The sequence below is a fragment of the Marinobacterium aestuarii genome (assembly GCF_001651805.1).
In the GTDB taxonomy this organism is placed as follows: Bacteria; Pseudomonadota; Gammaproteobacteria; order Pseudomonadales; family Balneatricaceae; genus Marinobacterium_A; species Marinobacterium_A aestuarii.
The window spans coordinates 229,495-244,162 of record NZ_CP015839.1 but is presented as its reverse complement, the minus strand read 5'-3'; the positions used below and the strand labels follow the sequence as shown (position 1 = coordinate 244,162).

The following is a 14,668-nucleotide window of genomic DNA, read 5'->3' as shown; positions in this document are numbered from 1 at the left end:
TTCCGCCGTTTAGGTTGGCATCTGCCCACCAGGATCATTAAGATGATCTGCGTTTTCGCACCCAGTTCGAGCCCCGCTGACTCAGCCACGCCTAGCGACTGTAGCCCGTTATAACCCTGCCATTACCTGACGTGACCCAGTATGAGCCTCAAGCCCATGAGCCCGACAGCAGCCCCCCGCGACAAAGCCCTGATGCTAGCCACCCTGGCTTTGCTGGTCTGGCTGCCGCTGCCGCTGGGCAGTAACCAGGAATGGAGCAACGGCCTCTTTGTGCTGCTCACAGCCCTGCTTGGCGGGCTCTGGGGCCTGCAGAAGCTCTATCCTGGTGCCGCCGGCAACAGCGGTGCACGGCAACGGGGCAGCGCACTGCGCAAATCCATCAAGCCGGCACTGCCCCTGTTCGTGCTGCTAGTTCTGTGCCAGCTCTGGGTCTGTGTGCAGCTGATCAGCGGCATCAGCCTGGATACGGGCGCCAGCATCCAGTACCTGATGCTGGGCTGCGCCTATGCCCTGCTGTTTCTGCTCATCGTCGGCCTGTTCCACACCCGGTCTCGCCTGACGCTGCTGCTCGGCGTGCTTGTTGTCAGCGGCACTGTACAGGCGTTTTACGGCAGCTTGATGACACTGTCGGGCATTGAATGGCTGCTGAGCGGCCCCAAAACCAGCTACATCGGTACTGCCACTGGCACCTTTGTGAACCGCAACCACCTGGCCGGCTACCTGGAAATGACCCTGGCCTGCGGTATTGGCCTGTTGCTGGCATTGCGCGACGGTCGCAGTTTTCGCTGGCGTCACCTGCTGGAGCTGCTGATGGGCCCCAAGGCTCGCCTGCGCCTGGCGCTGGTGATCATGGTCATCGCCCTGGTGATGACCCGCTCACGCATGGGCAACACCGCTTTCTTTGCCAGCCTGCTGATCGTGGGCGGCCTCTTCGTGATGCTCAACCGCGAACACCGGCTGCGCAACGGCCTGATCCTGGCCAGCCTGATCCTGATCGACGTGCTGGTGATCAGCCAGTACTTCGGGCTTGAAAAGCTCAAGGACCGCCTGATCAATACCCAGCTGCAGGATCAGGTGGTGAATGGCGAGGTGGTGAGCCGGGCCAACGAAATCCGCGATGACCTATACATCTATGCCTGGCCCCAGCTGCAGCAAAACCCGCTCACCGGCAGCGGCGCCGGCAGCTTTGAAGCCAGCTTCCAGCGTTATCCGGGCGAGGAAATACGCGCTCACTTTGATCACGCCCACAACGACTATCTGCAGTTCGCCATCGAATACGGCGCCATAGGCATGCTGCCACTGGTGTTCTTCGTACTGGGTGCGCTCTACCACGCCCTCAAGGCGCTGTGGCGACGCGAATCCTGGTATCGCAGCGGCGTAGGCTTCGGCGCCGCCATGGGCATCATCGCGCTCATGATCCACTCCGCCACCGACTTCAACCTGCAAATCCCCGCCAACGCCGCCACCTTCATCACCCTCTGCGCCATCGCCGTGCTGGCCAATAGCCATAGTAAGCCACGTAGCCTGGAATGAGCCCAAGGCGAATTCCGGGAAAGGAGCGAAGCGAGTTTCGAGGATGTGCCCAAGAATTTCAGGAGACATCACCACCCTCGCGCCCGACTCAAATTCCGCTGCACTCATTGGCCAGCGGACCGCCAAGGCGACGAAAATCAAACCACCAACGGCCAAAACGCCAGCGCTATGCGCCGGTTGTCGTAATTCGCAACGCTCATTACAACCTACAAAGCCCACGTAGCCTGGAATGAGCGCAGCGAATTCCGGGAAAGGAGCGGAGCGAGTTTCGAGGATGTGCTCACGAATTTCGGGAGACACCACCACCCTCGCGCCCGACTCAAATTCCGCTGCACTCATTGGCCAGCGGACCGCCAAGGCGACGAAAATCAAACCACCAACGGCCAAAACGCCAGCGCTATGCGCCGGTTGTCGTAATTCGCAACGCTCATTACAACCTACAAAGCCCCCACGTAGCCTGGAATGAGCGCAGCGAATTCCGGGAAAGGAGCGGAGCGAGTTTCGAGGATGTGCTCACGAATTTCGAGATATCTCAAAACTCCGGTTCCCCGCCGGCAACAGCTACACTCAAACGGAAAACCACAACGAAGGAGGCATGGATGCCCCGTTTTCGTCGTATATTGCATGCTGGGGGCTGCTATTTCTTTACCGTCACCCTGCTACAACGTCACGGTAATGACCTGCTAACCCGACATATTGATGAACTGCGCGAGGCGGTGCGCTCGGTGCGCCTCCACCATCCGTTCCGCATCCATGGCTGGGTGGTATTGCCCGATCACTTGCATTGCGTCATTGAACTGCCGTCCGGCGATGCCGACTATGCAAAACGCTGGTTCCTGATCAAAAATAACTTCTCGCGCCAGATCCCCCACACCGAACTACGTTCCGCCAGTCGCTTGTCACGTGGCGAACGCGGTATCTGGCAGCGGCGTTATTGGGAGCATTTGATCCGTGACGAACGCGACTATCGCGCCCATATGGACTATATCCACATCAACCCGGTTAAACACGGGCTGGTTGATCATCCCTCAAAGTGGCCCTACTCAACCTTTCACCGGCTGGTGACCAAAGGCATATACCCGGCAGACTGGGCGGACACCGGTCATGCCAGTGAGCTGGATTACAAGGACTAAGCCGAAATGCGCAGGCACATCCAGAGCGCGCGCTGGCAAATCCTCGAAACACATGGATCACCCTCGAAACTCGCCGGGGCTCGTTTCCCGGAATTCGCACACTCCCCTGAAAACCGCTCCTGCGTTTTCAGGATTTCCACCGTCCATGGCGATCATTCCAGGCGACTGCACTGCGCCAACGAGCCCACCCCTTCTCTACAACCCACACCCTGAATCCGTGTTCAACGCCGGGCTACAAGCAAGGCATCAGCAGACACATAACGCCGAACAAAAGCCCAAAAAACCAGCGCCAGCGCAACACCGGCAAGATTCGCCAGGGCATCTTCAAGGCTGTAAATGCGCAACGGCTGCAGCTGATGCTGCAGCCACTCCAGCAAGGGCGCCAGGGCTGCCAGTATTGGCCAGAGCACCCATCCCGACAGGCGCAGAAACGCCAGCCGGCTGCTTAAGCCCAGGGCACCGAAGGCCAGCAGATGGCCCACCTTGTCGGATTGATCAAACAGATCCGGCGGCGGCGCCGCGCGGAAAATGCCGTACAACAGCGCCGCGACACAGCCCAAAAACATCGCCATGCGCAGGTTATAAACAGCTTGTAGCATTCGATGTGTTACTCGTGATTGGTAATTCGTGATTCGAAACATCGTGCTATCAGCTATCAGCTATCAGCCGCGAGCTTAAAGCTGCCAGCTCACGGCTTACAGCTGCCGTCTTCGCTATACCCTTCCGGATTCATGGACTGCCAGCGCCAGGTGTCGGCCATCATCTGATCCAGGCCCAACTCCGCCGTCCAGCCCAGTTCCGCTGCAGCCTTGCTGGCATCGGCCCAGAATGCGGGCAGGTCGCCAGCACGGCGCGGTGCAAAGCTGTAGGGCACCGGGCGGCCGCTGGCCTGTTCGAATGCCCGCACCATTTCCAGTACCGAGCAGGCCTGGCCGGTACCCAGGTTATACGCCTTAACGCCGGGCTGGGTCAGGGCTTCCAGCGCCCGCAGGTGCCCTTTCGCCAGATCCACCACATGCAGATAATCCCGCTGACAGGTGCCGTCAAGCGTGGGGTAATCACTGCCAAAGATCGCCAACTCTGCACGCCGGCCAATCGCCACCTGGGCGATATAGGGCATCAGGTTGTTGGGAATCCCCTGCGGGTCTTCGCCGATAAACCCGCTGGGGTGAGCCCCAATAGGGTTGAAGTAACGCAGCAGGGACACCGACCAGTTAGACGCCTGCAAATCAGAGCCCGATGAGCAAAGGTCCGTCAGCAACTGTTCCACCATCGACTTGCTGCTGCCGTAGGGGTTCGATGTTTTGCCCCGGGGCAGTGTTTCGACATAGGGCACAGGCGCATCTTCGCCATAGACCGTGGCCGAGGAGCTGAACACCAGCTTGAACACCCCCGCCGCCTGCATGGCCTGGCACAGCGTGATAGAACCGCCGACATTGTTTTCGTAATACTCCAGCGGCTTCGATACGCTTTCGCCCACCGCCTTGAGCCCGGCAAAGTGAATCACGCCATCGAATGCATGGGCCCCAAAAACCGCATCCAGCGCTGCACGGTCACGGATATCCGCTTCCACCGCCTGCAGCACGCCAGCCTTACCGGCCTTGCCCGCAACAGTACCGGCAACTATCTGTTCCACTCGCTGCAGCGCCACCGCCGAGCTGTTGCAGTAGTTATCCAGCACCACCACATCATGACCGGCACTGAGCAGCTCAACCACCGTGTGGGAGCCAATATAGCCGGCACCGCCGGTTACTAAAATCTTCATACAATATTCCTAGTTAATAGTAATTGGTGAGTTGTAATTCGTGAATCGTGAATCGTGAATCGTGAATCGTGAATCGTGAATCGTGAATCGTGAATCGTGAATCGTGAATCGTGAATAATGGTCGCTCTACTAATTACCAATTACTACTAACGAATGACAACACGTAATTCAAAGCGCTTATGCTGACCGCTCTTGCCAATTACAATTTACCAATCACCAATGACGTCCCATTATTCGTGATCATCGTGCAGGGAGTTCCCACCAATTACCAATTACCAATCTCGAGCCGTCAGCCGTAAATCAATTCTGGTGATTCACTCGCAGGTCGCAAGTACCAATTACGACTCACCAATCACGAATTACGAATTACTAATCACCACTCACCACTCACCACTCACCACTCACGAATTACCAATTACGAATTACCAATCACCAATCACCAATTACCAATCACGCTTAGTCATTCGCCAGAACCCAACCCGTTAAACAGACCTTGCCTGCACGATGAAATACGGATTAAGCACCTCGGCGGTGTTGGCGTAGCTCAGCGCTGCGCCATCCAGCCGAACGACTTCGCCACCGGCTTCATTCACAACCGCATGGGCAGCGGCGGTATCCCAGAGGGAGGTGAGCCCCAGGCGCGGGTAAACATCCGCAGCGCCTTCGGCAACCAGGCACAGCTTCAGCGAACTGCCCATGGGCACCAACTCATAGTCGCCCAGCTGGGTGAGCCATGCCTCGGTTTCGGCACCGGCATGGGAGCGGCTGCCCACAACACGCCAGGCACGGCCCACCGGCGTACCGGCAACGCTAATAGGCGTCCGTTCGCCGGCATCGTTCACTTTCACAGCACCCAGGCCACGCGCGCCGCTGTAGGTCACATTCAGCGCCGGAGCATAGACCACACCCAGTACGGCTATGCCGTTTTCAACCAGGGCGATGTTCACCGTGAACTCGCCATTGCGCTTGATAAACTCCTTGGTGCCATCCAGCGGGTCCACCAGCCAGTAGCGACCCTGTTCATCGGCGCCGCCGAAGCCTTCGACATCTTCTTCCGACAGGATCGGCAGCGCCGGCGTCAGCGTTGCAAGGCGCGCTGCAATCAGCCGATGCGCGGCACTGTCGGCTTCGGTCAGCGGGGACTTGTCTTCTTTCTCTTCGATACTGAAATCACGGCTGTAGATCGCCATGATCTCGGCGCCCGCATCACGGGCAAGGGTTTCCACAGATTCGAGCAGCGCCCGGGTAATGTAATCAGTCATCTTCTTTCTCAATGTAAATCAATAGCGTGACAAGGCCCAACAGGGCCTGGGGCCGCCAAAAACGTAGCCGGAATGAGCTTGCGAATCATGGGCCACGTGTTGGTTGTGATTCGTGATTCGTAAGTCGCTGGCTGCCTGCTGCCTGTTACCAATGACTAATCACTAATGACCAATGACGAGCCGTAAGCCGTAAGCCGTAAGTTTTAAGCTGTAAGCTTCAAGCTGATAGCTGATAGCTGATAGCTGATAGCTGATAGCTGATAGCTGCTTTCAAGCTGTAAGCTTAAAGCTTAAAGCTGATAGCTGACAGCTCTCGGCTGTCAGTTTTGCAGGATGCCGCACTCGATCAGCTCACCGATAATCCGCTCGGCGGCAGCATCTGCATCCAGCACGGTGGTATCGATGCGAATTTCCGCGGCTTCCGGTACTTCGTAGGCGGAATCGATACCGGTGAAGTTTTTCAGCTCACCTCTACGCGCTTTCTTGTACAGCCCCTTGGGATCGCGCTCTTCCGCCACGCTGAGCGGCGTATCGACAAAGATCTCGAGGAATTCGCCGTCTGCCACCAGGTCCCGCGCCATGCTGCGTTCGGAGCAAAAGGGTGAAATAAAGGCGCTGAGCACGATCAGGCCGGCATCCACCATCAGCTTGGCCACTTCACCCACGCGGCGGATGTTTTCCACCCGGTCGGCATCGGTAAAGCCAAGATCACGGTTCAGGCCGTGGCGCACATTGTCGCCATCCAGCAGGTAGGTGTGCTGGCCGCGGGCATGGAGTTTTTTCTCCACCAGATTGGCGATGGTCGATTTGCCAGAGCCAGACAAGCCGGTAAACCAGAGCACACAGGCTTTCTGGCTTTTGGCCTGCGCCCGTGCCGCCTTGTCTACATCAACATGCTGCATATGGATATTCTGGCTGCGGCGCAGCGCGAAGCGCAACATGCCCGCACCCACCGTATTATTGGTGAGGCGGTCGATCAGGATAAAGCCACCGGTATCCTGGTTATCGGCATAGGCATCGAAGGCAATGGCCCGGTCCAGCGACAGGTTGCACACACCAATGGCATTCAGTTCGAGCTGCTTGGCGGCCAGGTGCTCGAGCGTATTCACGTTAACCTGGTATTTGATTTCGCTGACCTGGGCTGTGACGGTATTGGTACCGATTTTCATCAGGTAACGACGCCCGGGCAGCAGGGCTTCCTCGTGCATCCACACCAGGGAGGCTTCAAACTGATCGGCGGTTTCCGCTGGGGCATCAATGCGGGAAATAACATCACCGCGGGAAATATCCACTTCATCCGCCAGCGTCAGCGTGATCGACTGGCCCGCCACGGCCTGCTCCAGATCACCATCATGGGTAACGATACGGGCGACGGTGCTGGTTTTGCCCGAGGGCTGTACTCGAATGGCATCGCCTGGACGTATAACACCACTGGCAATGCTGCCGGCAAAGCCGCGGAAATCCAGATTGGGGCGGTTAACCCACTGCACCGGCATGCGAAACGCAGAACGCTGCAGCCGCTCGTCATCCAGTTCCACCGCTTCCAGATGCGGCATCAGCGCCGTGCCCTGATACCAGGGCATGCGCTCGCTGAGCGTGGTGATGTTATCGCCCTTAAAGGCCGACATCGGGATAAAGGTGACATCTTCAAAACCAATCTGGCGGGCAAAGGCGCGGTATTCTTCCCGAATGCGGTTAAACACCGCTTCGGAGTAATCCACCAGATCCATCTTGTTGATCGCCACCACAATGTTGCGGATACCGATCAGGGACATCAGGTAGCTGTGCCGGCGTGTCTGGATCAGAATACCCTTGCGCGCATCCACCATCAGAATGGCAGCATCGGCGGTGGAGGCACCGGTCACCATATTGCGGGTGTACTGCTCATGCCCGGGGGTATCGGCGACTATATACTTGCGCTGGTCGGTGGAGAAAAAACGATAGGCCACATCGATGGTAATGCCCTGCTCCCGCTCGGCCGCCAGGCCATCCACCAGCAGGGCAAAGTCGATCTCATCACCCTGGGTGCCGTACTTTTTGGAATCGGCCTCAATGGCACTCAGCTGATCTTCAAACAGCATCTTGGATTCGTACAGCAGACGGCCGATCAGGGTGCTTTTGCCATCATCCACGCTGCCGCAGGTAATAAAGCGCAGCAGGCCCTTGTTCTCGTGGGCTTTGAGGTATTGTTCGATATCGGTCGAGATCAGGTCGGATACGTGTGCCATCAGAAGTAGCCCTCCTGCTTTTTCTTTTCCATGGATGCAGCACTGTCGTGATCGATAGCGCGCCCCTGGCGCTCGGATGTTGTGGTCAGCAGCATTTCCTGAATAATCGCCGGCAGAGTATCCGCCTCGGATTCCACAGCACCGGTCAGCGGGTAGCAGCCCAGGGTACGGAAACGCACTTTGCGCATCTCGGGCACTTCACCCGGTTTCAGCGGCATGCGCTCATCATCCACCATGATCAGGGCGCCATCGCGCTCCACCACCGGCCGCTCTGCGGCGAAGTACAGTGGCACAACAGGGATGCCTTCGAGGTAGATGTACTGCCAGATATCCAGTTCGGTCCAGTTCGACAGCGGGAAAACGCGGATGCTTTCGCCCTTTTGTTTGCGGGCGTTATACAGCTTCCACAACTCCGGACGCTGGCTTTTTGGGTCCCAGCGGTGCTGTTCGGAGCGGAACGAGAAAATGCGCTCCTTGGCGCGGGACTTTTCCTCGTCACGGCGCGCACCACCAAAGGCGGCATCAAAGCCATGCTCATTCAGTGCCTGCTTCAGGCCTTCGGTCTTCATCACATCGGTATGAACCGCCGAGCCATGGGTAAACGGATTGATATCCTGCGCGATTCCGTCCGGGTTGGTATGCACCAGCAGCTTCATGCCCGACTCTTGGGCCATGCGGTCGCGCAGCTGGTACATCTCGCGGAACTTCCAGCGCGTATCCACATGCAGCAGCGGGAACGGCGGCGCCGAAGGCGCAAAGGCCTTCATCGCCAGATGCAGCATCACCGCGCTGTCTTTACCCACGGAATACAGCATCACCGGGTTCTCCGCTTCGGCCACGACCTCCCGCATGATATGAATACTTTCGGCTTCCAGCCGTTGCAGGTGTGTTAACGCCATAGCGATGTTTGTCCTGTTTGAAAACTAAAACAAGCCGTAAGCCGTAAGCCGTAAGCCGTAAGCCGTAAGCCGTAAGCCGTAAGCCGTAAGCCGTAAGCCGTAAGCCGTAAGCCGTAAGCCGTAAGCCGTAAGCCAAGTTTACTATGCAGCGTACCCAACCGTTTTTCCAATGACTAATTACTAATAACCCATTAGGCCCCGTCATTCGTCATTGGTAATTCGTGATTCGAAGCACAAGCACCACCAACTTCACCAATCACCAATCACCACTCACCACTCACCACTCACGAGCTTCCAATCATTCCTTTCCACTTGGCCTTCAACAGCAGCCAGGCAAACTTGGAATTGGTCACCAGGTAGCGCTTCCACATACGGCCCGGTTCCTGAATAACGCGATACAGCCATTCAAGACCCCATTGCTGCATCCACAGCGGTGCGCGCGTCACCTTGCCGGCCACCACATCGAAAGTGCCCCCCACTCCCATCACAAAATCCACACCCAGCTGATCGCGCCAGCGGTTGATAAAGTTCTCTTTACGCGGAGACGTAATGGCAACAAACAGCAGGCGCGCACCTGATGCCTTTATCTTTTCAACCACCGCCTGCTCATCATCCCAGAAGTAGCCATGGTGATAGCCGGCAACAGCCAGGCCCGGGTACTGATGAGCCACCTTGTCCGCCACAGCTTGCACCACATCTTGCTTGGCGCCCAGCAGGAAGACGGGAAAGGCTTCCTTTGCACTCATGGCCAGCAGTTCGTGGAACAGATCAACACCGGCTACTCGTTCCGGCACATCGTGCCCCATGATTCGGGCGCCCAGCACCACACCCATGCCATCGATATTGATAATGTCGCAACTTTCCACGGACTCACGCAGCTGGGCATCGGTGCGCATGTTCACCAGTTTGGCCACGTTCACTACTACATGCTGCACGAAGCGCTGTTCACGAATGCCGTTACGTATCGCCGCCACGGTCTGCCCCATGCTGGCCACATCCATGGGGCAGCCAAGTACGTTAATTCTTCTCATCTTGATTCTCTGCACGGTAGCGGTTGTAGAAAGCCAGCGCATAATAAGCCCAGGCCTGAGTCCAGCGGGCATAGTTGATGCGGTTCGTCAGCCAACGGCTCTTCTGGTATACAAACTGTTTTTTGCCCGGCATATAAAGCTGTTCAAGCGCGCGCGCGATCACCTTTGCACACAACTCTTCATCCGCCGCACTGCCACCCACTTTCAGCAGGGTAAACACCGCCTGGGCAACACTGTGCATATCCAAGGGATAGACATTGTTGTTGTAATACTTGGCGGTACCATCTTCGGTGAAGAAGTGATTTACGTAATAGCGATAGCCTTGCTTGATGGCCTCATCAAACTCACCGGAATCCAGCGCATCGCGCAACAGGCAGAGCGCTTCCAGGTTATAACCCGTGTGAAAGCCATCGATAAACTGGTGATGATGCCGGGCACCATAGACCCAGGAGCCATCTGCACCCTGCTCGCTCACCGACTGGCGTGCAACGTCCAATGCCTGTTCGCACATGGCAGGGTCATTCAGCCTGGCGCCGGCAAAACCCACCCAGGCAGCTCCCCAGAGGCTGGCGTTATGCACAAAGGCGGTTTCGCCCGGAATATAGGCGTAAAAACAACGGCCATCGGCCTCGGTATAGAGGCTATTAACAATAAAGTGCGCCGCATCCAGCGCAACCTCTATATAGCCTTGCTCGGCCGTTGCCTCGCCCAGTGCATATAAAGCACGGGCAACGTAACAGGTGGTGATGATATTCGGCTTGCCGGCCGGCACGTAAAAGGCGCGCGCCTGCCAGTCGAAATGATAGCCCCAGCAGCTGTGCTGCCATTGCTCGCGAGGGCTCCGCTGGGTTAACAGCCAGTCACCCAGCTCTTTGGCTTCGTTTAAATATTGCTGCTCACCGGTGCGACGGTGGTCCTCCAGCAATCCCAGTATAAAAAGCCCAACACCCTTGGGGTTACGCTTCTTGGGCACACGTAGCAAAGGCCGCAGGTTAATCGGGGAGCGCTTGCCCAACTGTAACCAGGCGAGCCGAACCAGTTCACTGCGACCAAAAGGAGTAGCCTGCAGCAACGTGCTGTTCAGGCTGTCAAAGGGATCGTAACCGGCAAACTGCTCGCCACGTATGGCGCCGAGCAGCTGTGAATTAAGGGGTATGAGCGTATTCATGGTATCTGGGGGCATAAAAAGCCCCCTTGCATTCCTTCTGATTACTCGGCCGTCAGTACGGTGGTATCAACGGTCAGCGGCATGCCCAGGGACAGAGACTCCACCGCCATGACCGTGGCCAGACTGGTGCTCATCAGGCATGAATAGTCCACGCAGGCTTTGCCAGCTTTCAGCCCTTCAAGCCAGGCGCTGATCATATGTTTCTGTCCCTTGTCCTGTACGCCGGCTTTCAATCGCGTAGCTTCGGTATCGCCGCTGTACAGGGTGACATCTTTGAAATCGTTGATTTGCGCCGAGCGGCCACCGCCAAACACCTCGATATATTCCTTGGCCATCGCCTTGGCACCGTCGGCGGTATAGGTAATGTTGGCCACGCTGCCATTTTCAAAGGTAAGCGACAGGCACAGGTTGTCGTTCAGCAAGGCGGATTTTTCCGCCTTGCTGGAGCCAACCGCATAGACGGATTTAACGTTACTGCCCACTAGAGCAGAAGCTAGGTCGATGAAATGGCAACCTTCGCCAATCATGCGGCCGCCACCGACTTGCGGATCTTGAATCCAGTGATCGGCGGGGATAACACCCGCATTAATACGGATATTCGCTACCAGCGGGCTTTTCACTCCGGAGAAGTGCTCCACAACCTGCCTAGTAGCGGGGGCAAAGCGACGGTTAAAGCCCACCATCACCTGGGCCTGACCGCAGTCGCCGTAGGCACGGTGAATCTCACTAAGCTCTTCTACCGACATGGCCAACGGCTTTTCAACATACACATGCTTGCCGGCCGTCAAGGCATCGCGCACGGCGGCACCATGGGTATCATGCCGCGTGGTGACCACGATCGCGTCCGTATCGCCCTGCAGCAACTCGGCATAGCTGCCGGCGCAAAAACCAAAACCAAACTGTTTGGCCACGCCCTGGGCCGAGCGGCCACTGGCGGTGACCAGGCCAGAAAAGGTCACCTTGCCGCTGGCCTGCATCGGCGGCAACAGGCTGGCAGTGGCGTAGTTACCGGCGCCATAAAACGACAGCTTGACCTTATCTGCCGCTACCGCCGCCGGGGTAACCTCTATACGCGCAGCCATGTCGGCCAGCTGGCTTGCCGGGTTGTACTGCAGCACTATGCCAAGGTAAGGCTCGGTCTTGTTACCTTCTATCAACTGATAGGCAACAGCGGCATCATCTACTGAATAGCGGTGAGTGATCAGGCTCTTTACATCGACCTTGCCCTGGGAAATCAGCTCAAGGAAAGTAGACATATTTCGCTGTTCGGTAAAGCGCACATAACCCAGCGGATAATCGTTGCCGTTTTCTTCATAGACAGGATCGTATCGGCCAGGGCCGTAAGAGCGGGAGATCACAACGCTGATCTCTTTCTTGAAGAAGTCTTCACGGGGAATATCCATGCGCACCGCACCCACTACCACAACGCGGCCTTTTTCGCGGGTTACTTCACCACACATTTCAATAATGGCATTGCTGCTGGAACCAGCACACACCAGTACAGCATCCACCCCGTGGCCTGCCGTTTTTGCCGCACAGAGCCCGGTCACATCCCCACCGGGCGGAACAGCTATGGCGCCAAAGCCTTCTGCACGCTTAACCAGAGCAGCATCCAGATCGGTCCCAATCACGGTACAACCGTTGGCACGCAACAATTGCACGGTGATCTGCCCCAGCAGGCCAAGACCCACCACCAGAAAGGTTTCACCCAGCTTTGGCTCAGCCAGGCGCACACCCTGCAGGGCAATGGAACCGACAGTAGTAAAGGCCGCTTCTTCGTCCGATACATTCCCTGGCACCTTCACCACCAGATTTTTGGGCACCGCCACAAAATCCGCATGGTTGGCATAATCGGCACCGCCACAGGCAACACGGTCACCCGGCTGCAGCCCCTCTACCAGGCCACCTGCAGCGACTACAGTACCGGCACAGCTATAACCAAGAGGTGAAGGTGAATTAAGGCGGGAGTTAACCGTTTGCAGGGTTTTTGCCAGCCCTTCGGTACGCACCTTGTTAATCACCTGCTTGACCAAATCCGGCCTAGCCTTGGCTTTCTGCAACAGGCTCTTTTTGCCCATATCAATCTTGGTTTTTTCGGTACCGGCGCTGATCACCGACATACTGTTACGCACCAGAACGAATTTATCGTTTAGCGAGGGTACCGGCACTTCATTTATTTCAACTACGCCAGTGCGCAGGGTTTGGGTAACTTGCTTCATTTATGAATCCGTAATAGAGAGTAGAACTGAATGTTAGGAAAGCTGGACGTCAACGTGCCGGGTTTTACCCGCAGGAGTGAGCGGAATGGTAGCGCACTCGACTAGGCTAATATCAAAAAATCCACCCCAGCGATTCAACTGCTGACTGAGGATGTAATCTCTGAACTCAAGGCTTAGCTGGCCATGGCGCGGGACTATGCAGAGCTCAATCTTGCCTGGTACACGCTGACGTATCTGGTAGTGGCGAATCTGTGCCCAGGATGCCTCATCAATGACAATTGACATGCCGGATATCCTGTGACCATCTCGGGATATCAGAAAGTTCTGCTCTCGCCCATCAAGGCCGGTTATTTTCCCGTCGCTGACCAATCCGTAGTCCTTGGTTCGATAGTTGAGCAACGGCATTACATCATTCCATAACGTAGTACCAATTATTTCATGGCTGTCACTGGGATTCTGGGTAATACCATACAAAGGCTCCAATTGGTAGACGATTTCCCTGTCACCCGGGGTATAGGTATAAAAACCGAGGCTAGTGCGCTCATTAAGGCCGTAGTGCACTACGATAGGGCATTGCCAATATCCGAAGAGGATCTCCAACTGCTCAATGGAAACAGGTTCAGAGCCAAGAAATATCGCCTTAACCTGCATCATCTTTTGGGGCTGGAACTCACGTAACAAGTAGGTAAGTTCAACCAAAACGCCAGAATAAGCATGAACAAAATCAAAGCTGTGGCGCGCTAAACCTTCCAGTATCAATGGCATATACAGTCGACTGATATGGTATGGCGAGAGTAATACCGTACGCCCCAAAACCGATACAGGGTGCTCATCGTGCTTCTTGATCCCCTCCGCCGCCAAGCGAAGCGTGCGTGCACGATGCCCTTCGTATCCAAACTCACCCCACCGAACATTGAAGAACAGCTTTTCAATATCGGAAGAAGACTTGGAGCGCCAAACACCAACGCCTCGCCCGGTAGAGCCACCACTCGTTGCGTACTTTGAAAAAAATAACCAAGCGCGTTCATTGATGAAGGCCTTTGGCTCATCCATCAAGGTGTCTTTATCTATGTAAGGTAAAGTAGCTAGAATATTGTAAGGATCTTCATTTTTTATATCAGAAATTTTAATACGAAGAGATCTATAAAAAGGAACATTCATAGATGAAGATAGCAACGTCTCCCTTAACCTCTGAGTAACTAAACATTGCACAGCGTCACTATCAGAAGAAGCCAAAACCAAGCCAAGACGGTGATAGAAACGGGAGTACAAAAACCCGGAAGGTATCAAGTGCCTTAACTTATAATAATATGCTTCTAGAGTTTTCCTCATGAAAAACACTTAGCAAGATAACTTCAATAAATTAATAGGGAGCCCTAACACAATACAACGTAAATCAGACTGATAGGCAAGAATTAGAGCAACTTTAT

Annotated in this window: 11 protein-coding genes; 2 read left to right on the top strand and 9 right to left on the bottom strand. The window is 55.8% G+C overall.

What is annotated here, in order from left to right; translation table 11 throughout:
• The first annotated feature begins 141 nt into the window (after positions 1-141).
• Both A8C75_RS01020 and A8C75_RS01015 read left to right on the top strand, forming a co-directional pair.
• Positions 142-1,533 carry an O-antigen ligase family protein gene (locus tag A8C75_RS01020; RefSeq protein ID WP_227819802.1) on the top strand — a complete coding sequence of 464 codons (1,392 nt, stop codon included), beginning with the start codon at positions 142-144 and terminating at the stop codon, positions 1,531-1,533.
• Positions 1,534-2,132: 599 nt separating this feature from the next.
• Positions 2,133-2,666, top strand: a complete 534-nt coding sequence (locus A8C75_RS01015; RefSeq protein ID WP_067376843.1) for an REP-associated tyrosine transposase — start codon at positions 2,133-2,135, stop codon at positions 2,664-2,666.
• Between the two features lie 221 nt (positions 2,667-2,887).
• Here A8C75_RS01015 and A8C75_RS01010 read toward each other — a convergent pair whose 3' ends face one another.
• From A8C75_RS01010 to A8C75_RS00970, 9 genes are all read right to left on the bottom strand, one after another.
• Complete coding sequence (locus A8C75_RS01010; protein ID WP_227819801.1) at positions 2,888-3,265, bottom strand: VanZ family protein; 378 nt, start codon at positions 3,263-3,265, stop codon at positions 2,888-2,890.
• Positions 3,266-3,354: 89 nt separating this feature from the next.
• Positions 3,355-4,431, bottom strand: a complete 1,077-nt coding sequence (gene galE / locus A8C75_RS01005) for a UDP-glucose 4-epimerase GalE (protein WP_067376837.1) — start codon at positions 4,429-4,431, stop codon at positions 3,355-3,357.
• Positions 4,432-4,913: 482 nt separating this feature from the next.
• On the bottom strand, positions 4,914-5,693 hold the full coding sequence (gene cysQ / locus A8C75_RS01000) for a 3'(2'),5'-bisphosphate nucleotidase CysQ (protein WP_067376834.1): 780 nt from the start codon (positions 5,691-5,693) through the stop codon (positions 4,914-4,916).
• Positions 5,694-6,013: 320 nt separating this feature from the next.
• Entirely contained in the window at positions 6,014-7,921 is a 1,908-nt protein-coding gene (gene cysN / locus A8C75_RS00995; RefSeq protein ID WP_067376831.1) for a sulfate adenylyltransferase subunit CysN, read from the bottom strand.
• The gene (gene cysD, locus A8C75_RS00990; protein ID WP_067376828.1) at positions 7,921-8,820 is read right to left on the bottom strand and encodes a sulfate adenylyltransferase subunit CysD; all 900 of its coding nucleotides are present in this window, start codon (positions 8,818-8,820) and stop codon (positions 7,921-7,923) included. Before cysD ends, cysN begins: the two co-directional genes overlap by 1 nt.
• Positions 8,821-9,104: 284 nt before the next feature.
• Positions 9,105-9,851: a WecB/TagA/CpsF family glycosyltransferase gene (locus A8C75_RS00985; RefSeq protein WP_067376825.1), complete on the bottom strand. Its 747-nt coding sequence runs from the start codon at positions 9,849-9,851 to the stop codon at positions 9,105-9,107.
• Positions 9,838-11,034 (bottom strand): glycoside hydrolase family protein, encoded by a 1,197-nt coding sequence (locus A8C75_RS00980; protein WP_269465727.1) that lies wholly within the window; start codon positions 11,032-11,034, stop codon positions 9,838-9,840. Before A8C75_RS00980 ends, A8C75_RS00985 begins: the two co-directional genes overlap by 14 nt.
• A 26-nt stretch (positions 11,035-11,060) precedes the next feature.
• Positions 11,061-13,238 (bottom strand): bi-domain-containing oxidoreductase, encoded by a 2,178-nt coding sequence (locus tag A8C75_RS00975; RefSeq protein WP_067376820.1) that lies wholly within the window; start codon positions 13,236-13,238, stop codon positions 11,061-11,063.
• Between the two features lie 33 nt (positions 13,239-13,271).
• Positions 13,272-14,399 carry a phenylacetate--CoA ligase family protein gene (locus A8C75_RS00970; protein ID WP_157890192.1) on the bottom strand — a complete coding sequence of 376 codons (1,128 nt, stop codon included), beginning with the start codon at positions 14,397-14,399 and terminating at the stop codon, positions 13,272-13,274.
• Positions 14,400-14,668 lie beyond the last annotated feature (269 nt).

Excerpts from the sequence above, each read along its gene's own strand:
- cysN (WP_067376831.1), bottom strand. The coding sequence starts at position 7,921 with ATGGCACACGTATCCGACCTGATCTCGACCGATATCGAACAATACCTC.
- A8C75_RS00970 (WP_157890192.1), bottom strand. The coding sequence starts at position 14,399 with ATGAATGTTCCTTTTTATAGATCTCTTCGTATTAAAATTTCTGATATA.
- A8C75_RS00980 (WP_269465727.1), bottom strand. The coding sequence starts at position 11,034 with ATGCCCCCAGATACCATGAATACGCTCATACCCCTTAATTCACAGCTG.
- A8C75_RS01010 (WP_227819801.1), bottom strand. The coding sequence starts at position 3,265 with ATGCTACAAGCTGTTTATAACCTGCGCATGGCGATGTTTTTGGGCTGT.
- cysQ (WP_067376834.1), bottom strand. The coding sequence starts at position 5,693 with ATGACTGATTACATTACCCGGGCGCTGCTCGAATCTGTGGAAACCCTT.
- A8C75_RS01020 (WP_227819802.1), top strand. The coding sequence starts at position 142 with ATGAGCCTCAAGCCCATGAGCCCGACAGCAGCCCCCCGCGACAAAGCC.
- cysD (WP_067376828.1), bottom strand. The coding sequence starts at position 8,820 with ATGGCGTTAACACACCTGCAACGGCTGGAAGCCGAAAGTATTCATATC.
- galE (WP_067376837.1), bottom strand. The coding sequence starts at position 4,431 with ATGAAGATTTTAGTAACCGGCGGTGCCGGCTATATTGGCTCCCACACG.
- A8C75_RS00985 (WP_067376825.1), bottom strand. The coding sequence starts at position 9,851 with ATGAGAAGAATTAACGTACTTGGCTGCCCCATGGATGTGGCCAGCATG.
- A8C75_RS01015 (WP_067376843.1), top strand. The coding sequence starts at position 2,133 with ATGCCCCGTTTTCGTCGTATATTGCATGCTGGGGGCTGCTATTTCTTT.
- A8C75_RS00975 (WP_067376820.1), bottom strand. The coding sequence starts at position 13,238 with ATGAAGCAAGTTACCCAAACCCTGCGCACTGGCGTAGTTGAAATAAAT.